The sequence below is a fragment of the Streptomyces sp. NPDC005931 genome, from assembly GCF_042871235.1.
GTDB lineage: Bacteria > Actinomycetota > Actinomycetes > Streptomycetales > Streptomycetaceae > Streptomyces.
Map to the genome: position 1 here is coordinate 70,342 of NZ_JBIAIG010000013.1, position 19,576 is coordinate 89,917.

Genomic DNA, 19,576 nt, shown 5'->3' on the forward strand with positions numbered 1-19,576 from the left:
AACATTGGTCTACACCAGCAGGGAAGAGCGGGCGGCCGGTTCGGCCGAAACGGGCCGCCCGCGCCCCGGTCAGAATGCGCCGTACAGGGCGTCGATCAGTGACATCTTGCGCGGGTCGTCCGCGATGTGAGGCCCCATCCGGTTCATCGTGTAGCCCAGCGACACCCCCGCCTCGGGGTCGGAGAGGCCGCAGGAGCCACCGAAGCCGTCGTGTCCGAAAGCCCTCGGGTTCGGGCCGTACGACCCGTTTGCGCCGCTCAGCCACAGACCCAGGCCGACCTCGGTCTCGTGCCGGAACCCGGCGCCGAGGACCAGGTCGCGGCAGGCGCCCTGTCCCTCGCGCACTCGCTCGGCGGCCTCCGGCGACAGGAGGCGCCGGCCGCCGTACGAGCCACGGCCGGCGAAGATCCCGTACAGGGCGGCGACCGCGCGGGCGGTGCCGTGCCCGTTCGCCGCCGGAATCTCGGCGGCCCGCCACTCGGCGGTGTTGGCGCCCACCGCGCCCACCGCCGGATTGGTCAGTGCGGCGATGGCCTCCGGCGCCAACCGGCTGAAGACCGCGGCCTGTTCGCTGCCGGTCCGGGCCGGCGGCTGGACCAGCTCGGCGACCCGGGCGGTGTCCCGCTCCGGCAGGCCGATGGTGAAGTCGACCTCCAGCGGACCGGTCACCTCCCGGGCCAGGAACGCCCCGGGCAGCAACCCCGACACCCGGCGCACCACTTCCCCCACCAAGTGGCCGTACGTCAGCGCGTGATAGCCGGACCGGGTGCCCGGCTCCCACCACGGCTCCGTGGCCGCCAGCCGCTGGGTGGTCAGCTCCCAGTCGCACAGCTGCGCGAGCGAGTGCGGCTCGCGCAGTCCGGCCAGTCCGGCGCGGTGCGAGAGCAGATGGCGCACCAGCACCTTCTCCTTGCCGGCCGCGGCGAACTCCGGCCAGTACGCGGCAACCGGAGCGTCCAGGTCGAGCAGCCCCCGGTCCGCGAGCACGTGCGCGCACAGCGCGACCGGCCCCTTCGAGGTCGACCACACGTTGACCGTCGTGTCCCGCTCCCACGGCCGGGTGCGGTGCGCGTCGGCCCAGCCGCCCCACAGGTCCACCACGGTCGTGCCGTCCACGGTCACGGCCACCGCGGCGCCCAGCTCCTCCCGCTCCCGGAAGTTCTCCTCGAACGCCGCGCGCACCGCCGCGAAACGCGGGTCGCAGTAACCGTGGACTGGTGCCTCGTGCTCGGACATGGGCCCTCCGTCGACCGTTCGGAAAAGCCCGGACCACCGCGCCGCGGTCCGGGCCCTCAGAACGTACCGACTGGTCGGATCGTGCGGAAGGCCGTCGGCACGGGAGAGGCCGCCGTCGGCCGCCGGACGCTCCGGTGGATGTCCACCTGCCCGCGGAGCCGAGCGCCCCGGGCGGGTTCAGGCGCGCGAACGCATCCAGCGCAGCTTGGCCGCCACCTGGAACGGGCCACCGCCCTCGTGGTCGTTGAAGTCGTACACCTCGATCGCCTTGTCCTCGTGCGCCCATGCGTTGAAGGCCGCGAAGACCGTCGAGGGCGGGCAGGTCTGGTCCTCCAGAGCGGCGGAGAACAGCGCGGGGGCTCGGCCGCGGGCGGCGAAGTGCACCCCGTCGAAGTAGGACAGGGTGCGCAGGGCGTCCTCGGTCCGGCCGCGGTGCGTCTTCAGGTACAGGCCGATCTCCCGGTACGGGTGCCGGTCGGTGAGGGTGGCCGCGCGCGGGAAGTCGCACAGGAACGGCACGTCGGGGGCGACGCCCGCGAGGTCCGGGACCAGGCCGCCCACCGCGAGCGTGATGCCGCCGCCCTGACTCGCGCCCACGGCGACCGTGCGCGACGCGTCCGTCAACGGGTGCGAGCGGGCCGCCTCCACCGCGCGCACCGCGTCCGTGAACGCCCGGCGGTAGTAGTAGTTCTCGGGCGCGTCGATGCCGCGCGTCATGAAGCCGGGGTACGCCGGTGCGCCGCCGACCGGGTCCGCGGTGCCTCCGCCGGCGCCCCAGGCGCTGCCCTGGCCGCGGGTGTCCATCACGAAGTGCGCCCGCCCCGTGGACGCCCACAGCAGATGCTCGTGCGGCAGCCCGCGGCCGCCCCCGTACCCGAGGAACTCCACCACCAGCGGCAGCGGGGCGTCCGCTCCGGCGGGCAGCGTCAGCCATCCCTTGACCGGGTGACCGCCGAACCCGGCGAAGGTCACATCGAGCACCCGCACCGTGGACAGTTCCGTGTCGACCGGGTCGAACCGGGCGTCCAGGTCGTGGGCGCGCGCCTCGTCGAGCGTCTTGGACCAGAAGGCGTCGAAGTCGTCGGGCGCGGCGGATTCGCTGCGGTACTCGCGGAGTTCGTCGAGCGGAAGGTCGAACAGTGCCATCGGGAACCGCCTTGGTGAAGGGACAGCACAGGTGATCTCACGGTACGGGGATCATCGGATGTATCGCCAGAGTCCTGCGGCTGCTCCGGACCCAGGGAGGTCCTCCGAGTGGACCTGCGGAACGCAACGCCGGGAAGGCGGAAAGCGGTTGTGCGGCGGTTCCGGGGCGGAGCGTCGAGGCCGAGGCCGAGGGCCCGGTGATCGGGTCACCGGCGGTTCAGGAGAAGGGGCACACGGGCGGCCGGGGGCGCCCCGCGGACGGCCGGAGGCATGCTGCGAAGACGGTCGTGGGGATGCCGCGGGGACGGTCGTGGAGGTGCTGCGGGGACGGCGGCGGGAGCGCCGGGGCAGCGCTGACGGTCACACGCCGCGGTGCGACCACCGTGGTTCCGTGCGGGCCCACTCCCGCTCCCATTCGGCCAGCCGTCGGCGGAGCGCCGCCTGACGCACCACCCCGTGGGCGAGGAGCACCGCCCCGGCCGCGCAGCCCGCGGCGCACGCGCCGACGCCGAGGCTGTGCTGCCGGACCGACTCGCTGTCCACGGGGGGCGGCACACTGCGTTCCCGTGCGTCGAACCACACCTCCACCGCGTCGCCCGGGCGCGCGTCCACCGGGACGTAGGCGTCGCTGGTGCGCGGTCCCTCGCCCCACTCCGTCCAGCGCACGGTCGCCCGGTACGCATGCTGCCCGCCCACCCGCGCCGGGGACGGCGCACGGGGAGAGGGGCCGAGGACCTCGGCCCGCACCTGATGGCGCTCGGCGCGCTGCCGCACCATGGCCGCCCTCGCCTCGTCGTACGCCCACCACGCCGCGAACGCGCCCACCAGCGGCGCACCGACCGACAGCAGGACGGCGACGACCAGCACCGTCCACGCCTCCACGACGTCGGACCGGCGCCGCAGCGGACTGCGCCGCCAACGCCATCCGAGCACGCGGGTTCGCATGTCGATCTCCTCGCACGTGCACCCCGGCCTCGGGCAGGGGTGCCCGCGCGTGCCGGCACGAAACGGCCGTGCCCCGTACCGGGCCGGAGGGCCGTGCGCACCCGGGTGATCAGCCGAAGCGCTCGATGCGGATCCGCTCCACGGGCTGCCCCGCCGCCACGAGCAGGCGCGAGGCGTGCTCGGCGAAGGCATTGGAGCCGCACACATAGGCCTCCCACCCACCGGGAGGCTGCTCCGCCACGAGCGGCGCCACATGTGCGGCTGCCATACGTCCCACGGCCACATCCGGCGGCGCGCTGCGGGTGAACACAGGAGTGGTCTCGCTGCCGAGCTCCCGCGCGTAGATCAGCTCCTCGGGGCTGCGCGCCGAGACCAGCATCCGCAACGGCACGGACAGGCCCCGCGCCCGGTGGTGCCGCACCATCGACATCAGCGGGACCACTCCGGATCCCGCGCCGAGCAGCAGCGCGGGCCGGTCGCCCGGCCAGGCGAAGAAGCCGCTCAGCGGGCCGCGCACCTCGATCCGGTCGCCCGGCCGGGCCACGGTGTGGAACCAGCCCGAGACCTCTCCGTCCGTGACGTGGTCGAGGGTCAGCTCGAGGTGCCCGGAGTCGTCCGGCGCGGACGCGATCGAGTAGTGCCGCTGGGCCGTGTAGCCGTCCTCCGCGGTCAGCCGCAGCATCAGGTGCTGCCCGGGCACGTGCCCCGGCCAGCCGGGCACGACGAACCGGAAGGTCGCGGCCCGCGGCGTCTCGCGGCGGATCTCGGTCAGTGCGGCCGTTCGCCAGGTGGCGGCCGTCTGCTCACTCACCCCGATGCGCCCGGGCACGGCGAATCGGGTCGGCGCGACGAAGGACTCCGGCTCCGGCACGGACTCCGACGGCGTGCTCGTCATCCTCTCAGTCACCGGAGTACCGCTGCTCCTCCCACGGATTGCCCCGCGCGTGATAGCCGTTGCGCTCCCAGAAACCCGGGTCGTCGTGGTCGAGGATCCGCAGCCCCGCGATCCACTTGGCGCTCTTCCAGAAGTACAGGTGCGGAACCAGCAGCCGGGCCGGGCCGCCGTGCTCGGGCGGGAGCGGCTCCCCGTCGAACTCCCAGGCGATCCATGCCCGGCCGCCGGTCAGATCCGCCAGCGGCAGGTTCGTCGTGTAACCGGTGTGCGAGTAGGCCACGGCATGTGTCGCGGCCCCTTGGGGTCGGACCACATCCAGGAAAGCGTCCAGCGAGACGCCGCCGAAGCGCACTCGGAACTTCGACCAGCCCGTCACGCAGTGGATGTCGCCCCGGTACGCGGACGCCGGCAGACGGTGTGCCTGGTCCCAGTCCCAGGTCCGGGGCTCCTCCACCAGGCCGTCGATCCGGAAGGTCCAGTCGGCGGGCAGCAGGTCGGGGGTCACCTCGGCGGACAGCACGGGCCAGTCCTCGCCCGCGTCGTACTGACCGGGCGGCAGGCCGGGGTTGTCCACACGCGGCCGGCCGGTGAAGCCTCGGGTGATGTTCACGTGATCAGCGGTTTCCGTTGCGTCTGGTGCTCGGGCGATGGCGCGTTCCACCGTACGCGACCGGTCCGCCGGCCCGGGCGGCGAGATCATCGGGTAACGTTGCGGTCCGGCTGCGGACGGACCCAGCCATGGAGAACCGAGGGGGTGAGACCCATTCCGCTGTGTCAGATCGGGTGCTCTCACCTCCGAGCGACGCGGGTCACCGGCGACAGGTGACCCCGGGAGCGCCCTTCGCCTGCTCGAAAGGCCCTTGCGTCCATGCCGTTCCCCTCTTCGTCCTCCCCCTCGCCCGTCCCTGACGTTCCGCGCCTCGCACCACCCGCCTCGGGCGCCGTGCCGGCCTCCCCGGCGGAGCTGGTGGCCACCCTCCGGGCCGCCGGGTGCGTCTTCGCCGAGGACGAGGCCGCCTTGATCCTCGCCACCGCGGGCAGCCCCCTGGAGGCCGCCGCGATGGCCGGCCGCCGGGCCGCCGGGCTGCCCCTGGAACTCGTCGTGGGCTGGGCCGGGTTCCGGGGCCGGCGGGTCACCGTGGAACCCGGAGTCTTCGTGCCCCGGCGCCGGACCGAGTTCCTGGTCGACCAGGCCCTCGCCCGGGCGCCCCACGCCGCCGTCGTGGTCGACCTGTGCTGCGGTTCCGGCGCCGTCGGTGCGGCCCTGGCCGCGGAGCTGGGCGGGGCGGAACTGCACGCGGCCGACATCGACCCGGCCGCCGTGCGCTGCGCCCGCCGCAACGTCGCGGACGTCGGCGGCGTGGTCCACACCGGCGACCTGTTCGCGGCGCTCCCGGCCGGGTTGCGCGGCCGGGTGGACATCCTCGCCGCCAACGTGCCCTACGTCCCGAGCGGCGAGATCGGTCTGCTCCCCCCGGAGGCGCGCGACCACGAGCCGCGCGTCGCCCTCGACGGCGGCGCGGACGGCCTCGACGTACTGCGCCGGGTGGCCGCCGGAGCGCCCCGCTGGCTGGCGCCCGGCGGCTGCGTCCTGGTCGAGACGAGCCGGCGGCAGTCGGCCACCGCCGTCGCCGCCTTCACCGCGGCGGGCCTGCGCGCCCGCCCGGCCGTCTGCGAGGAGCAGGACGCCCATGTGGTGATCGGCGTCCTGCCGTGACGTCCCGCCGGCGACCTCAGCCCGGCGGTGTCGCCCGGGCGATGAGCAGCGCCACGTCGTCGAAGTTGTCGGGCTCGTGCAGCGTGCGCAGCAGGAGGTCGCAGACTTCCTCCAGCGGGCGGTCGGGCCCGTTGAGCAGGCTGAGGAGACGGTCGAGGCGTTCGTCGAGCGTGTGCCGCCGGGTCTCGACGAGGCCGTCGGTGTAGAACACCAGCCGGTCGCCCGGCGCCAGATCGACGGTGGTCGTGGAGAACGCGACCCCGCCGACCCCCAGTGGCACGCCGGTGGGCAGGTCGAGCAGTTCCGGGGCGTGCCCGGCCCGCACCCGGACCGGCGGCAGATGCCCGGCGTTGGCGATCCGGCACTGCCGCAGCCCGGGGTCGTGGACGGCGTAGACGCAGGTCGCGATGGCCTGCTCCAACCCGCCGGTGATCCGGTCGAGGTGCTCCAACAGCCGGGCCGGGTCGAGGTCGAGCGAGGCCAGGGTGTTGGTCGCGGTGCGCAGCCGCCCCATGGTCGCCGCCGCGGGGATGCCGCTGCCCATCACGTCCCCCACCACGAGGGCGGTCTTGCCGCCGTCGAGCGGGATCACGTCGAACCAGTCGCCGCCGACCTCGCTGGTGGCGCCGGCCGGCTGGTAGCGGGAGGCGACCTCCAGTCCGCCGGTCACGGGCGGATGGCTCGGCAGCAGGCTGCGCTGGAGCGTGAGCGCGGTGCCGCGGGCGTTCTGGTACCAGCGGGCGTTGTCGATCTGCACGGCCGCGCGGGACGCCAATTCCCGGGCCAGCAGCAGATCGTCCTCGTCGAACGGCAGCGGGTTGTTGGTGCGCTTCAGGTCGAGCGCGCCCAGCACCTCGCCGCGCGCGATCAGCGGCACGGCCAGGTACGAGTGGACGCCCGCCCGGGCCAGCAGCTCCGCGCCCTCCGGTGACCGTGCGATGCGCGCCAGGTCCTCGTCCTTGACCCGCGGCACCATCACCGGCCGGCCGCTGCGCACGCACTCGGTGACCAGCCGGTCCGGGCCGTACCGGGCCACCTGCCCCGGCGGATCGGCCGCCCGCACCGCCTCCACCGCGTCGTGGCCCTGCACCGCCAGCGCCCGGATCACCGCCGGCTCGGCGGGGCCGAGGGCGCTGCGCCGGCCCTGGACCACCGCGTCCAGCAGATCCACCGCCACCACGTCGGCCAGCTCCGGCACGGCCACGTCGGCGAGCTCGCGTGCGGTGCGGTCCAGATCGAGCGTGGTGCCGATCCGGGCCGACGCGTCGGCGATGACGGCCAGTCGGCGGCGCGCGGCCTCGGCCTCGACGGCCGCCCGGTACTGCTCGGTCACGTCGACCACGGAGACGGCGACGCCGAGCACCGTGCCGAGCGCGTTCTCCAGCCGGTACAGGGACACCGACCAGGCGTGGTCCTCGTCCGGGTCGGCCGGGGTGCGGCCCATGGTGGACTGGTCGACGACCGGCCGCCCGGTGTCCAGCACCCGGCGCGCGGCGGCCTCCAGGGCCCCGGCGTCCAACTGGGGCAGCACTTCGCGGACCGTGCGGCCCAGGTGCTCCTCCGCCGGGATCCCGTTGATCTGTTCCAGCGCGGGATTGACCGAGACGTACCGCAGGTCGGTGTCCAGCACCGCCAGCCCGATCGGGGACTGCGCGACGATCCGCGTGGACAGCGCCACGTCCCGCTCCAGCCGGCGCACGGTCGACTGGTCGACGGCGAGGCCGAGGGCGTAGACGTCCCCCCGGTCGTCCAGCAGACGCATGTTGCGGAACTCCACCAGCCGGGTCGTGCCGTCCTTGCGCCGGATGGGGAAGGCCCCGGCCCAGCTCTGCCCGGTGCTCATGACGTCGGCGAACAGTTTGACCACCAGGTCCAGGTGCTGCTCGTGGACCATGATCCGGGCCGCGTACTGGCCGAGCGCCTCCTGGGCGCCGTATCCGAACAACTCCTCGGCCTGGGGGCTCCACAGGACGATCCGTCCCTCGGTGTCCAGCACCACGGAGGCCACGCGCAGCACGTCGAGCAGCCCGCTGGGGCCGACCGGCCCGCGGGGCGGTCCGCCGTCCTCGGCCAGGGGTGACCCGGCTGCACTCATCCCACGCCCCGCCTTCGCCGATCCTCGCGGCACGCCGTCGCCGTGCCCACACCCCCTTTGTTCTACCGCGCGCGGGGGCGATTTTCCGCCGGTCGTGCCGTCTCCTTTCACGTTCCCCCCACTCGGATGCGGGTGCTTTTCGACCTGATGCCACGGCGGCCGCCCGCGGGTAGTGCTCCCCGGCGGGTGGTGCTTTGCTGGGGGAGGGGCGGGGCAGCGCGACCGAGAGGAGCGACCACGATGGGCAGCGAGCGACCGCACCCGGAATCCGTGTCCGTGGAGATCAGCGGATGCAGCAAGCACGACGCCCGGATCGTGTTCGACACGCTGTGCGCCTGCTTCGCGTCCGACCGCTGCTCCGACGACGTCCCTGAGGAGTTCTCCGACACCCGGCCCACCGTCTGGCTCGGCACCTTCGACGTGGCCGACGTGCACGAGGGCGTGCGCCCGGCCCGGCTGTCGTCCTCGGTCGACGCGGACGCGCACGGCGGCTACTGGGCCATCGACCGGTTCCGGACCACCCTGGACTCCCTGTTCACCGTGCACGACCTGAGCAAGGTCCCCGGTGACCAGGAGGAGGAACTGCACGTCCGCCTCGAGAGCCGCTGAGCCGCGCCGCGCCCCGGCACGGCCGGGGCGCGTCACCGCTGTGCCCTCCGTCACGCTTATGCAACTAGTTGCATAAAGCGGTGTCCGTCCTCTACAACAGAGGAACCACACCGCGCACGGAGGGCCCGATGAGCCGTTACCCGCACCTGCTGACCCCTCTCGACCTGGGCTTCACGACCCTGCCCAACCGGGTCCTCATGGGCTCCATGCACGTCGGCCTGGAGGAGGCCGAAGGCGGGTTCGCGCGCATGGCCGAGTTCTACGCCGCACGGGCACGCGGCGGAGTGGGCCTCATCGTCACCGGCGGCATCGCCCCCAACGACGAGGGCCGGCCCTACGAGGGCGGCGCCAAGCTCACCCACGAGGCGGAGGCCGAGCAGCACCGGGTCGTCACCGACGCCGTGCACGAGGCGGGCGGCCGCATCGCCCTGCAGATCCTCCACTTCGGCCGATACGCCTACCACCGGGACCTGGTCGCGCCCAGCCCCCTCCAGGCGCCGATCAGCCCCTTCCCGCCGCGCGAGCTCACCGACGCCGAGGTCGAGCGCACCATCGACGACTACGCCCGCACCGCCCGCCTCGCGCGGCTGGCCGGCTACGACGGCGTCGAGATCATGGGCTCCGAGGGCTACCTGATCAACGAGTTCATCGCCACGCAGACCAACCGCCGCACCGACCGCTGGGGCGGCTCCTACGAGAACCGGATGCGCTTCCCCGTCGAGATCGTGCGCCGGGTGCGCGAGGCGGTCGGCGAGGACTTCATCCTCGTCTACCGGCTCTCCATGCTGGACCTCGTGCCCGGTGGTTCCACCCTGGACGAGGTGATCACCCTGGCCAGGGCGGTCGAGGCCGCCGGGGCGACGATCATCAACACCGGCATCGGCTGGCACGAGGCCCGCATCCCGACCATCGCCACCTCCGTGCCGCGCGGCGCCTACACCTGGGTCACCAAGCGGCTCATGGGCGAGGTGTCGATCCCGCTCGTCACCACCAACCGCATCAACACCCCGGAACTCGCCGAGCAGTTGCTCGCCGAGGGCACGGCCGACATGGTGTCGATGGCCCGCCCGATGCTCGCCGACCCCGACTTCGTCGCCAAGGCCGCGGACGGCCGGCCCGAGGCCATCAACACCTGCATCGGCTGCAACCAGGCCTGCCTCGACCACACCTTCAGCGGGCAGATCACCTCGTGCCTGGTCAATCCGCGCGCCTGCCACGAGACCGAGCTCGTCCTGTCCCCGACCCGGCGCCGCAAGCGCGTCGCGGTCGTCGGGGCCGGGCCGGCCGGGCTCGCCTGCGCGGTGAGCGCCGCCGAACGCGGCCACGACGTCACGCTGTTCGACGCCGCGAGCGAGATCGGCGGCCAGCTCAACGTCGCCCGCAAGGTGCCCGGCAAGCAGGAGTTCGACGAGACCCTGCGCTACTTCCGCACCCGGCTCACCGAACTGGCCGTCGACGTACGCCTCGACACCACCGTCACGCCCGACGACGTGGCCGGACACGACGAGATCGTCGTCGCCACCGGCGTCACCCCGCGCGTCCCCGACATCCCCGGCGTCGACCACCCGAGCGTCCTCGGCTACCTCGACGTGCTCCGTGACGGAGTCCCCGTCGGCGACCGTGTCGCGATCCTCGGCGCGGGCGGCATCGGCTTCGACGTGGCCGAGTTCCTCACCGACGGCGGCGACAAGGCGCACGAGAACCCCGAGACGTACTTCCGCCAGTGGGGCGTCGACCTCGACTACCGTGCCCCCGGCGGCCTGGCCGCGCCCGAGCGCCCCGCCCCGCCGCGCACCGTGCACCTGCTCCAGCGCAAGACCTCCAAGGTCGGCGCCGGTCTCGGCAAGACCACCGGCTGGATCCACCGCACCGAGCTCAAGCACCGCGGCGTCACCATGGTCCCCGGGGTGAGCTACGACCGGATCGACGACGCCGGGCTGCACATCACCGTCGGCGGCGAGAGCACCGTTCTCGAGGTCGACACCGTCGTCCTGTGCACCGGGCAGGAGCCGCGCCGCGACCTGTACGAGGAGCTGGTCGCCGCCGGGCGCCCCGTCCACCTGATCGGTGGTGCCGACCTGGCCGCCGAACTGGACGCCAAGCGCGCCATCAAGCAGGGCACCGAGCTGGCGGCGGCGCTGTAGGGCACCCGGGGCCCCTCCCTAGGATGAGCCCATGTCACTCCCGCACGCGATCCTCACCGCCCTGCTCGAGAAGCCGTCGTCGGGGCTGGAGCTGACCCGCCGGTTCGACAAGTCGATCGGCTACTTCTGGTCCGCGACGCATCAGCAGATCTATCGCGAGCTGGGGAAGCTGGAGGCCGAGGGCCTCATCCGGGCCCTGCCCACCGAGCAGCCGGCCCGCGGGCAGAAGAAGGCCTACGAGGTCCTGCCCGCGGGCCGCGCCGAACTGGCCCGCTGGACCGCCGCGTCCCAGGAGCCGAAGCCCATGCGAGACACGCTGCTGCTGCGGCTGAGGGCGGCGGCCGTGGTCGGCACGGCGGGTCTCGAAGCCGACCTGCGGCACCATCTGGAGTTGCACCTACGGCAGTTGGCGGAATACCGGGAGATCGAGCGGCGCGACTTCCCGCCCGGCAAGGACGGTCCGCAGGACCGGCTGCGGCACCTGGTGCTGCGGGCCGGCATCGACCTGGAGACCTTTTGGACCCAGTGGCTGGAGCACGCGCTGACCGAGTTCGGGCACCTGCCGGAACCCGGGGACGAAGCCCGGCCGGAATCCGGGCACTTGCCGGAACCCGGGGACGAAGCCCGGCCGGAATCCGGGCACTTGCCGGAACCCGAGGCGCAATGACGCCGGCCGCCCGACCGGAGCGCGTCGGACGAGGGCGGCCGGCGCCGGATCAGAGGCGGTGCGGCCTGCTCCGCCGCTTCAGGTACCAGGCCGTGGCGAGCAGCCCGGTGCCGACCAGCGCGCCGCCGGCCACCAGCGTCTCGGTCCCGTAGTCCTCCGCGGCCCCGCCGACGCCGCCCATGACGCCCCGCGACGGCGACGCCGTGGGGGTGACCGTCGGGGTGGGGGCGGTGGAGACGATGACGGACTGGGTGCCCGCGGTGCTGCCGTTGGAGCACACCACGATGACCGTGTACGTGCCCGCGGCGACGTTCGACCAGGCGGCGGACTGGCCCGCACTCGTCCCCACCAGGGCCACCTGACGGCCCTGGGCGAAGCTCGACTGGCCGCTGCCGAGCAGGGAGGCCGTGCCCCAGTTCCCGTTGATCTGGGCACACGCACTGGTGGTGACCGAGACGGTGGATCCGGTGGTGCTCACGGAGATCCCCGGTCCCGCGGCGGCCGTACCGGCGGCCGTGGCGAGTGCGAGCGCGGCGGCGGCCGCAACGGTCGCACCGGAGCGGAGCGGTGGTGATGAGGTGCGCATGTCGACTGCCTTCCGGCGGCACGGTCGGCGGTACATCCTTGCGCCGCCGGAATCGGGGAAGCCCCGTGCTGCCTCGGGGCCCAGCCAAGGCGCACCCGGTCCGCCGCGCACTCCGGCCGCCGCCGGCCAGGTGACGCCCGTGCACCGCCGACCGACCCGGGCGTGCGGTCAGTCCCGGCCGCCCGTCGTCACCGTGCGCTCCGCCGAGTAGCCGCCCCAGGTCCCGTCCGGCAACTTCGCCCGGATCCTCACCCGGTGGGTGACCCCGGACTTCCGCCCCACGTAGAAGCTGTGGGTCGCCCGGTCGCGCGGCGCCCGCGCGCCGAAGACGAGCGAGGTGGCGGCACGGCCGTCGAGGTGGATCTGGTACTCGGTGACCACCCCGTCCACCCGGGGCGGAACCCAGGCGAGTTCGAGGTGGTACGCGCCGTCGCTCCTGTGGCTCCCGGCCCGGAACGCCGTGGGCGCGCCGGTGACGTCCTCCTTGCCGCCCGTGGTGGTGAGGAGGACCGGGGCGCCGGCGGGGGAGAGGTTGTCGGCGGCGTCCCTGGCCCGGACGGTGAAGGCGTAGCGGGTGCCCGGCCGCAGCCCGGTGACCACGGTGGCCGTCCGGCTCCCGCCCACACTGTGGATCTTGGTGCCGGCCTGGTAGACGTCGTACGACACCACCCCCCGGTCGTCCGTGGAGGCCGACCACGCCAGGTGGGCCGCCCGGCCGCCCGCCGCCCGGCCCCGCAGCCGTGCTGGAGGACTCGGGGCGGCGAGATCGGCCACCGTCGTCCCGGGTGTCCTCGCCCGGACCGCCCGGCTCGGCGGTCCCAGCCGGCCCTCGGTGTCCCGGGCGCGCACGGTGAACACATAGGCGGTGGAGGGCCGGAGCCCGGTGACGTCCACCATGCGCTGCGGACCGGGCACCTCCTTGACCTTCGTGGAGCCCCGATACACCTCGTAGCCGTCGACCTCGGCCGCCGAGGCGGCGACCGCGTTCCACATGACGTGCACGCTGGTGGCGCTGCCGGCCTCGGCGGTCACGCCGGTCGGCGCTCCGGGAGGCCGTTCGCCCCCTGTGCCGTCCGCGCCGCCCCCGCCGCACGAGGCGACGAGCGCGAGCGACCCGCACAGCAGGGCACAGCGGCGCACGGACAGGGCACGGGGAACGACTCGCACGACTCTGCCTCCCGGGTGGGGCGCGGGAATGGTCCGGACCAATATGACCTGCTGACGCGATCACATCAAGAGGGTGAGCGTTGGTCGGCACCGTGCGGGGTTACGTATGCTGAGTTCCTGAACGGCTGAACTGCCCTATGAGGACTGGGGAGTTCATGCCTGTGGCGCGGACCGCTGTCGTCGCAGATGCCGCGCCGGCGTGAGCGCCGGGGGCAGCCGGAGCGGGCACCCGTTCCGGCCGCCCGGCGCCCGTCGGGACGTCCCGGGGGCCCGCGCCACCCGGCCGCCGCCCACCGCCCGTCCGTGTTCCGCCACCCGGCCTCCGCGGGGCGTCCGTGCGTGTGGACCGTCCGGCCCTGCCGGGTTGCCGCCGGGCCGGCCGGGGGTCTAATGAGGCCGCGTGCCCGTCAGCGTCCCCGAGGAGAGGCCCTTCCCATCGTGTCCTGTGTCCAGTCGCTCACCCTGGCCGTGGCCGGGGCCGCACTGCTCGCCCCCACCGCACTCCCCGCCCGCCCGGCGCAGCCCCGCACGGAACCGGCCGTGTCCCGCGAGAACTCCGTCACCGCGGCGGACCTGCTGGCCCGGGTGCGCGAGTGCACCCCTGTCTCCCACGGCCGCTACCGCAAGGACCACGGTGCACGAGCCACCGTCCCGGTGTGCGGCACCCGTGACGCGGTGTACTGGAAGGCCGACATGGACATCGACTGCGACGGCCGCCCGGGTCCCCGCTGCAACGCCGCCACCGACCCGTACTTCTCCCCCTCCACCGCGTTCGCCCAGTCCGACGGCCGCCCGCTGAGCTCCGAGCGCCTCCCGTTCGTGGTCGTCCCCGCGCCGAGCGCCGTGTGGAACTACTGGGCCGCCGGCATCAGGGGCGGATCGGTCGCCGCGGTCGTGTACCGCGACCGGGTCCAGTACGCGGTCGTCGGCGACGTCGGCCCGGCCGGGGTCATCGGCGAGGCGTCCCACGCCACGGCCGACGCCCTCGGTATCGACCCCGACCCGCGGGCCGGCGGCGCGCCCTCCGGCGTCACCTACATCGTGTTCAAGGGGGAGCGTGCGACGCCCATCGAGGACCGTGCGGCGGCGGTGACGACGGGGGAGCGGCTGGCCCGGCAGTTCGTCGACGGCGGCTGAACGGACCGGTGCGCCCCGTGGCAGCCCCGCACGGGCTCCACTGGGCGCGTACCGGGGGCCGGGATGCGGGTCCCGCCCCGGAACTCACGCCTTCCGGTACGTGTACGCCTCCGCGGCTGCCGCCTCCACCGCGGCCAGGTCGGCTCCCGTCGCCGCCGTGACCACCGCGGCCACCGCGCCCTCCACGAACGGCGCGTCCACCAGCCGGGTGTTCTCGGGGAGTTCGTCGCCCTCGGCGAGCAGCGCCTTCACGGTCAGCACCGCGCTGCCCAGATCGGTGAGCACGGCGACACCCGCCCCCCGGTCGACCGACGCCGCCGCCGCCGAGATCAGCTCGGCGCTCGTCCCCAGGCCGCCGCTCTCGGTGCCGCCCGCGGGGGCGACCGGCACGGCGGCACCGGCTCCCGACAGACCCCGCGCCAGCTCGGCCACCGAGGCGGCCACCTCCGCACTGTGGGACACCAGCACGATCCCCACCCGCTTCTCGTCACTCATCGCCGGCCCCCTCGCCCGCCGCGGCCTCGACGAGCCCGGCGATCAGCAGCGCCGCCGAGGTGGCCCCCGGATCCTGGTGCCCGATGCTGCGCTCGCCCAGATAACTGGCCCTGCCCTTGCGGGCCTGCAGCGGCGTCGTGGCCACCGCGCCCTCCTCGGCGGCGGCACGGGCCGCGGCGAAGGAGTCGCCGAGCGCGTCCACCGCGGGCACCAACGCGTCGATCATGGTCTTGTCGCCCGGTGCCGCCCCACCGAGCTGCATGACCGCCTCCACCCCGGTGCGCAGGGCCTCGGCCAGCTGCGCCTCGCCGACCTCGGCGGCGTCGCCGAGCGCCTTGCCGGTGCGGCGCAGCAGCGTCCCGTACAGGGGCCCCGACGCGCCGCCCACGGTGGAGATGAGCAGGCGCCCCGCCCGGATCAGCACCGCCCCGGGCGTGGCGGGCGGCTCCTTCTCCAGCGCGGCCGTCACGGCCGTGAAACCGCGCTGGAGGTTGCTGCCGTGGTCGGCGTCCCCGATGGGCGAGTCGAGGGCGGTCAGCCGTTCCGCCTCGCGATCCACGGACGCGGCGGTCGCCGTCATCCAACGGCGGAAGAAGTCGGCGTCGAGCACTGGATCTCCTTGCGTGGTAGGTGTTCGTGCGCCCGGGATCCCGGTGGCCGTCACATGCCCCAGCGCAGCCCCGGCGTGCCGACCGGCGCGTCCCACAGCCGCAGCAGCTCCTCGTCGACCTGGCACAGGGTGACCGAGGCGCCCGCCATGTCGAGGGACGTGACGTAGTTGCCCACCAGGACACGGGCCACGGCGACGCCGCGCTCGGCGAGCACCCGCTGCACCTCGGCGTTGAAGCCGTACAGCTCCAGCAGCGGTGTCGCGCCCATGCCGTTGACCAGCACCAGGACCGGATTGCGCGGACTGAGGTCCTCCAGGATCACGCCCACGGCGAACTCGGCGATCTCGCCCGAGGTCATCATCGGGCGCCGCTCACGCCCCGGCTCGCCGTGGATGCCGATGCCCAACTCCAGCTCTCCGGGCGGCAGATCGAAGGTGGGAGTGCCCTTGGCGGGCGTGGTGCAGGCGCTCAGGGCCACGCCGAAGCTGCGCGCGTTCTCGTTGACCTGGCGCGCGACGGCCTCCACCCGTTCCAGCGGCTGCCCCTCCTCCGCGGCGGCGCCCGCGATCTTCTCCACGAACAGCGTCGCGCCGGTGCCGCGCCGGCCGGCCGTGTACAGGCTGTCGGTCACCGCCACGTCGTCGTTGACCAGCACCCTCGCCACCTGGATGCCCTCGTCCTCGGCCAGTTCCGCGGCCATGTCGAAGTTCAGGACGTCACCGGTGTAGTTCTTCACCACGAACAGCACCCCGGATCCGCTGTCCACCGCCGCCGCGGCCCGCGCCATCTGGTCGGGCACGGGGGAGGTGAACACCTCTCCGGGACAGGCCGCCGAGAGCATCCCCGGTCCCACGAATCCACCGTGCAGCGGCTCGTGCCCGGAACCTCCGCCGGAGACCAGGGCCACCTTCCCGGCGACGGGAGCGTCCCGCCGTACGATCACCCGGTTCTCGACGTCCACGGTGAGCTCGGGATGGGCCGCCGCCATACCGCGCAGGGCGTCCGCCACCACGGTCTCCGGAACGTTGATGAGCATCTTCATGGGTACCTCCTGGGGAGCTGTGCGGGTCGGCCCTCCGGCGTGTGATCCAGCTGGTCAGGCGGGTTTCGGGTTGTCGATCAGGATGGTCGGCGGCGCCCGGACGCCGGTTCCGGGCGGTACCGGTCCTGCCTGGAAGTATCGGCCCTGTGGCCTCGAAGGTCACGCGGGACGGCACCGCGGGCCGGTCCGGCCGGGGCCGCTGCGCACCGGTGCGCGCCAGAGCGTACGGTCGTACGCTTCGGGTGTACGATCGTACGCATGCCGACGACGGACCACTTCGCGCAGGACCCCCGCACCAACCTCGAGCGCATGGAGGCGGGCGATCTCTACATCGCCGACGACCCCGAGATCGCCCGCAGGCAGCAGGAGGCGGTGCGTCTGGCCGCCCGCTACCAGGCCGCCTACGCCGAGGACGCCGACGCCGCCCGGCCGCTCCTCGCCGGACTCCTCGGCTCGCTGGGGGAGGAGGCGCACGTGCGGCCGCCGCTGTACGTCGACTACGGCAGCAACATCACCATCGGGGCGCGCACCTTCGTCAACTACAACCTCACCGCGTTGGACGTCGCGGCGATCACCATCGGCGCGGACTGCCAGATCGGCCCGGGCGTCCAGCTGCTCACGCCCACCCACCCCCTGGAGCCGCAGCCCCGTCGCGACAAACTGGAGGCCGCCCGGCCGATCACCATCGGTGACAACGTGTGGCTCGGCGGCGGCGCGATCGTGCTGCCCGGCGTGACCATCGGCGACAACTCCGTCATCGGTGCCGGCGCCGTCGTCACCCGTGACATCCCCGCGAACGTGGTCGCCGTGGGCAACCCCGCCCGCCCGGTGCGGAGTCTGTGAGGCCACGGACGTGGCCACGGGACACACGGACCCCGAGCGCCGGGACCGCATCATCGCCTCGACCCTCGACCTGATCGCCGAGGAGGGCATCGCCCGGGTCTCGCACCGCAGGATCGCGGCGCGGGCCGGGGTTCCCCTGGGGTCGATGACCTACCACTTCGACGGCATCGACGCACTGCTGCACGAGGCGTTCCGCCGGTTCACCGATCACATCGTCGCGGTGTTCGACGAGCGCCTGTCCGCTCCGGTCGACGCCGAACAGGCGCGGGAAGCGGTGGTCGACCTGGTCCACAGCCTCTCCGAGGGAAGCCGGCGCGACCTCGTGCTCACCCAGGAGCTGTACACGCTCGCCGCCCGCCGGCCGGCCTTCCGTGACCTCACCCACGAGTGGATGCGCCGCAGCCGCGTGCACCTCGAGAGGCACTTCGACCCGGACACGGCCCGCCAGCTCGACGCCCTCATCGAGGGCCTGACCCTGCACCGGGCACTGGCCGCCGAGCCCCACGCGCGGTCCCTGACCGTGGAGGCCGTCTCCCGCATCACGGCGCCCGGCCGCCGGCGGGACTCCTAGCCGCCCGTGCGGCATGGGCCTGACCCCCGTGCCGCACGGGCATCGCCCGCCCGGCACCCCGGTGCCGGGGTCACGTCCCCGGGCGCAGCACCCACCCCGCGGCACTACGGTCCAGGCCCAGCAGGCCCCCGGCGTACGGATGGAGGGACGCGTCGGGGCCCGGGGAGTCCTCAATGTGCAGCCGGCTGGGGACGTCGGCCCGCCACAGCGCGCGGCCCCCGGCGGTGAGGTCGTACGCGTACAGCGTCGCCTGCTCGCCGTCCGGCACCCACGGCAGCACATGGGCGACCGTGTCGGTGAGCACCGCCTGGACGTGCGGGGCCGGCAACGTGATCCGCAGCGGGGCGTCGGCCAGTGCCGGTGTGTCGCCCCAGACCGTGAGGACGCGACCGGAACGGTCGTCGTCCTCCACCACCGCGGCCATGACGCCGTCGGCGGCGCGGACGACGTGCTCGAGCTTCTGGCGTGCCCCGTCCGCGGCCGCCGGGACCGGCCGGGTCCGCTCGATGCCGCGCGGGCCGGTGAAGGCCAGTCCGCCCCGGTGGTGCACGAGGGTCCGGCCCTCTCCCAGCGGGTGGACCGACTGCACCCGGCCGGGGAGCCCGCCCCGCCAGAGCCGTTCGCCGGTGGCCGTGTCCAGCGCCGTCACGGTGCCGTCCGCCGCCTGGACGAGAAGCAGGTCCCCGGCCGGGAACAGCGGCTCGGACACCCCCTTGCGGGGGTCCCCGAGAGAGGTCCCGGTGTCGGTGCGCCACACCTCCCGGCCGCTGCCCGCCTCGTACGCGAACACCTCCGACCCCAGCCGCCCGTAGACGCGGGCGCCGTCCCGCGCGTGGTCGGTGGCGCGCGCACGGACCAGCCGCTCCCCGGTGGCCGTGGAGAAGATCTCGACATGGCGGTCCGCGACGGCCGACGAGCCGTTCACCCGTGGCTTCTTCGTGGTGCGCGTGGCGACGAGCACCCTGCCGTCTGCAGACAGCTCGACGTGCTCGGCCGCGTCGTAGGGGCGCCAGGTGCAGCGCAGCATTTCCTCGCCCGCGCCCGACAGCAGCCGGAACTCCGAGCGGCGGTCCTTCCCATGCTGGTGGTGGGCGGCCGCGAGCAGCGGACCGTCGTCGCCCGCCGGGGTGGAGAGGGTGACGAGCGCCTCCGCCGGACGGAACGCCGCACCGAGCGGAGTGCGCCACCGCCGCGCGACACCGTCGCCCTCCAGCCGGCCGGACACGAGGTCGCCCTCGGGATCCACCCGGTACACGCGCGGTGCCCCGCCACCGGCGCCGGGGAGCACCAGGGACGGCCCGCCCGGCAGCGCCGCGACCGAGCGGGGCCGCTCCCGCAGCCCCGGCGCCGCCCGAGGGGGCAGACCGGTGCGGGCGGCCGGCACGTCCACCGCGGCGGCACCCGCGCAGTCGAGCGCCGCCGCGGGCGGCTTCCGCGTCGTGCACCCCGTCAGGGCGACCAGCAGACCGGCCGAGGCCGTCGCCACCCGCCGAAGGCGGCCTCCGCGCACCCGTGCCTCCATGACATCCCCCTCTTCCACGAGCCCCGTCTCTCCTCACGGCGTCGCGCGGCCGGCTCGTACCGGACCCGGCCGTGGCGGCCCCCGCCCGCACAGCCTGGCCGAGGACACCGGCAGCGAGCTGGGAGCGAGGTCCCAGCCGGTTCCCAGG

Annotated in this window: 18 protein-coding genes and 1 pseudogene; 7 read left to right on the forward strand and 12 right to left on the reverse strand. The window is 74.2% G+C overall.

Annotated features, from left to right (window positions below):
• Positions 1–69: 69 nt before the first annotated feature.
• From ACFYOV_RS26325 to ACFYOV_RS26345, 5 genes are all read right to left on the reverse strand, one after another.
• Entirely contained in the window at positions 70–1,236 is a 1,167-nt protein-coding gene (locus tag ACFYOV_RS26325) for a serine hydrolase domain-containing protein (protein WP_389091406.1), read from the reverse strand.
• A gap of 177 nt (positions 1,237–1,413) precedes the next feature.
• A complete protein-coding gene (locus ACFYOV_RS26330) occupies positions 1,414–2,382 on the reverse strand; it encodes an acetylxylan esterase (protein WP_389091409.1) in 969 nt (322 codons plus the stop codon).
• Between the two features lie 360 nt (positions 2,383–2,742).
• On the reverse strand, positions 2,743–3,327 hold the full coding sequence (locus ACFYOV_RS26335; protein ID WP_389091411.1) for a hypothetical protein: 585 nt from the start codon (positions 3,325–3,327) through the stop codon (positions 2,743–2,745).
• 109 nt (positions 3,328–3,436) lie between these two features.
• The gene (locus ACFYOV_RS26340) at positions 3,437–4,222 is read right to left on the reverse strand and encodes a ferredoxin reductase (protein WP_389091697.1); all 786 of its coding nucleotides are present in this window, start codon (positions 4,220–4,222) and stop codon (positions 3,437–3,439) included.
• Between the two features lie 4 nt (positions 4,223–4,226).
• Positions 4,227–4,832, reverse strand: a complete 606-nt coding sequence (locus ACFYOV_RS26345; RefSeq protein WP_389091414.1) for a sulfite oxidase-like oxidoreductase — start codon at positions 4,830–4,832, stop codon at positions 4,227–4,229.
• 357 nt (positions 4,833–5,189) lie between these two features.
• Here ACFYOV_RS26345 and ACFYOV_RS26350 point away from each other — a divergent pair, with 357 nt between their 5' ends.
• On the forward strand, positions 5,190–5,939 hold the full coding sequence (locus ACFYOV_RS26350; protein ID WP_389091416.1) for a putative protein N(5)-glutamine methyltransferase: 750 nt from the start codon (positions 5,190–5,192) through the stop codon (positions 5,937–5,939).
• A 16-nt stretch (positions 5,940–5,955) separates the two neighbouring features.
• On the opposite strand, the gene ACFYOV_RS26355 is transcribed toward ACFYOV_RS26350, so the two are convergent.
• The gene (locus tag ACFYOV_RS26355; RefSeq protein WP_389091419.1) at positions 5,956–8,034 is read right to left on the reverse strand and encodes a SpoIIE family protein phosphatase; all 2,079 of its coding nucleotides are present in this window, start codon (positions 8,032–8,034) and stop codon (positions 5,956–5,958) included.
• A 240-nt stretch (positions 8,035–8,274) separates the two neighbouring features.
• On the opposite strand from ACFYOV_RS26355, the gene ACFYOV_RS26360 reads away from it, so the two are divergent.
• From ACFYOV_RS26360 to ACFYOV_RS26370, 3 genes and pseudogenes are all read left to right on the forward strand, one after another.
• Positions 8,275–8,643 (forward strand): hypothetical protein, encoded by a 369-nt coding sequence (locus ACFYOV_RS26360; RefSeq protein ID WP_389091421.1) that lies wholly within the window; start codon positions 8,275–8,277, stop codon positions 8,641–8,643.
• A gap of 128 nt (positions 8,644–8,771) precedes the next feature.
• On the forward strand, positions 8,772–10,787 hold the full coding sequence (locus ACFYOV_RS26365; RefSeq protein WP_389091423.1) for an FAD-dependent oxidoreductase: 2,016 nt from the start codon (positions 8,772–8,774) through the stop codon (positions 10,785–10,787).
• A gap of 31 nt (positions 10,788–10,818) precedes the next feature.
• Positions 10,819–11,361, forward strand: a pseudogene (locus tag ACFYOV_RS26370) (PadR family transcriptional regulator); the annotation flags it as partial.
• Between the two features lie 142 nt (positions 11,362–11,503).
• On the opposite strand, the gene ACFYOV_RS26375 reads toward ACFYOV_RS26370, so the two are convergent.
• Both ACFYOV_RS26375 and ACFYOV_RS26380 read right to left on the reverse strand, forming a co-directional pair.
• Positions 11,504–12,040 (reverse strand): hypothetical protein, encoded by a 537-nt coding sequence (locus ACFYOV_RS26375; protein WP_389091425.1) that lies wholly within the window; start codon positions 12,038–12,040, stop codon positions 11,504–11,506.
• Between the two features lie 168 nt (positions 12,041–12,208).
• Positions 12,209–13,207, reverse strand: a complete 999-nt coding sequence (locus ACFYOV_RS26380; RefSeq protein ID WP_389091427.1) for a fibronectin type III domain-containing protein — start codon at positions 13,205–13,207, stop codon at positions 12,209–12,211.
• 390 nt (positions 13,208–13,597) lie between these two features.
• Here ACFYOV_RS26380 and ACFYOV_RS26385 point away from each other — a divergent pair, with 390 nt between their 5' ends.
• Positions 13,598–14,344, forward strand: coding sequence for a glycoside hydrolase family 75 protein (locus tag ACFYOV_RS26385; protein WP_389091429.1), 747 nt, complete (start codon positions 13,598–13,600; stop codon positions 14,342–14,344).
• Between the two features lie 84 nt (positions 14,345–14,428).
• Here the strand turns inward: ACFYOV_RS26385 and ACFYOV_RS26390 are convergent, their stop codons facing one another.
• Genes ACFYOV_RS26390 through dhaK form a run of 3 tightly spaced genes read right to left on the reverse strand, consistent with a single transcriptional unit; the run spans position 14,429 to position 16,492 of the window.
• Positions 14,429–14,839: a PTS-dependent dihydroxyacetone kinase phosphotransferase subunit DhaM gene (locus ACFYOV_RS26390; RefSeq protein ID WP_389091431.1), complete on the reverse strand. Its 411-nt coding sequence runs from the start codon at positions 14,837–14,839 to the stop codon at positions 14,429–14,431.
• Positions 14,832–15,449 (reverse strand): dihydroxyacetone kinase subunit DhaL, encoded by a 618-nt coding sequence (gene dhaL, locus ACFYOV_RS26395; RefSeq protein ID WP_389091433.1) that lies wholly within the window; start codon positions 15,447–15,449, stop codon positions 14,832–14,834. The genes ACFYOV_RS26390 and dhaL overlap by 8 nt, the downstream gene beginning before the upstream one ends.
• 50 nt (positions 15,450–15,499) lie before the next feature.
• Complete coding sequence (gene dhaK, locus ACFYOV_RS26400) at positions 15,500–16,492, reverse strand: dihydroxyacetone kinase subunit DhaK (protein WP_389091435.1); 993 nt, start codon at positions 16,490–16,492, stop codon at positions 15,500–15,502.
• A gap of 258 nt (positions 16,493–16,750) precedes the next feature.
• On the opposite strand from dhaK, the gene ACFYOV_RS26405 reads away from it, so the two are divergent.
• Positions 16,751–17,335, forward strand: a complete 585-nt coding sequence (locus ACFYOV_RS26405; protein WP_389091437.1) for a sugar O-acetyltransferase — start codon at positions 16,751–16,753, stop codon at positions 17,333–17,335.
• A 10-nt stretch (positions 17,336–17,345) separates the two neighbouring features.
• Positions 17,346–17,906, forward strand: coding sequence for a TetR/AcrR family transcriptional regulator (locus ACFYOV_RS26410; protein WP_389091440.1), 561 nt, complete (start codon positions 17,346–17,348; stop codon positions 17,904–17,906).
• Between the two features lie 70 nt (positions 17,907–17,976).
• Here the strand turns inward: ACFYOV_RS26410 and ACFYOV_RS26415 are convergent, their stop codons facing one another.
• Positions 17,977–19,446 carry a PQQ-binding-like beta-propeller repeat protein gene (locus ACFYOV_RS26415; protein WP_389091442.1) on the reverse strand — a complete coding sequence of 490 codons (1,470 nt, stop codon included), beginning with the start codon at positions 19,444–19,446 and terminating at the stop codon, positions 17,977–17,979.
• Positions 19,447–19,576: the final 130 nt, after the last annotated feature.

Bases quoted from the DNA above. Each gene is read 5' to 3' on its own strand.
- ACFYOV_RS26335 (WP_389091411.1), bottom strand. From the start codon at position 3,327: ATGCGAACCCGCGTGCTCGGATGGCGTTGGCGGCGCAGTCCGCTGCGG.
- ACFYOV_RS26365 (WP_389091423.1), top strand. From the start codon at position 8,772: ATGAGCCGTTACCCGCACCTGCTGACCCCTCTCGACCTGGGCTTCACG.
- ACFYOV_RS26330 (WP_389091409.1), bottom strand. From the start codon at position 2,382: ATGGCACTGTTCGACCTTCCGCTCGACGAACTCCGCGAGTACCGCAGC.
- ACFYOV_RS26340 (WP_389091697.1), bottom strand. From the start codon at position 4,222: ATGACGAGCACGCCGTCGGAGTCCGTGCCGGAGCCGGAGTCCTTCGTC.
- ACFYOV_RS26405 (WP_389091437.1), top strand. From the start codon at position 16,751: ATGCCGACGACGGACCACTTCGCGCAGGACCCCCGCACCAACCTCGAG.
- ACFYOV_RS26390 (WP_389091431.1), bottom strand. From the start codon at position 14,839: ATGAGTGACGAGAAGCGGGTGGGGATCGTGCTGGTGTCCCACAGTGCG.
- ACFYOV_RS26355 (WP_389091419.1), bottom strand. From the start codon at position 8,034: ATGAGTGCAGCCGGGTCACCCCTGGCCGAGGACGGCGGACCGCCCCGC.
- ACFYOV_RS26375 (WP_389091425.1), bottom strand. From the start codon at position 12,040: ATGCGCACCTCATCACCACCGCTCCGCTCCGGTGCGACCGTTGCGGCC.
- ACFYOV_RS26385 (WP_389091429.1), top strand. From the start codon at position 13,598: ATGAGGCCGCGTGCCCGTCAGCGTCCCCGAGGAGAGGCCCTTCCCATC.
- dhaK (WP_389091435.1), bottom strand. From the start codon at position 16,492: ATGAAGATGCTCATCAACGTTCCGGAGACCGTGGTGGCGGACGCCCTG.
- ACFYOV_RS26325 (WP_389091406.1), bottom strand. From the start codon at position 1,236: ATGTCCGAGCACGAGGCACCAGTCCACGGTTACTGCGACCCGCGTTTC.
- ACFYOV_RS26360 (WP_389091421.1), top strand. From the start codon at position 8,275: ATGGGCAGCGAGCGACCGCACCCGGAATCCGTGTCCGTGGAGATCAGC.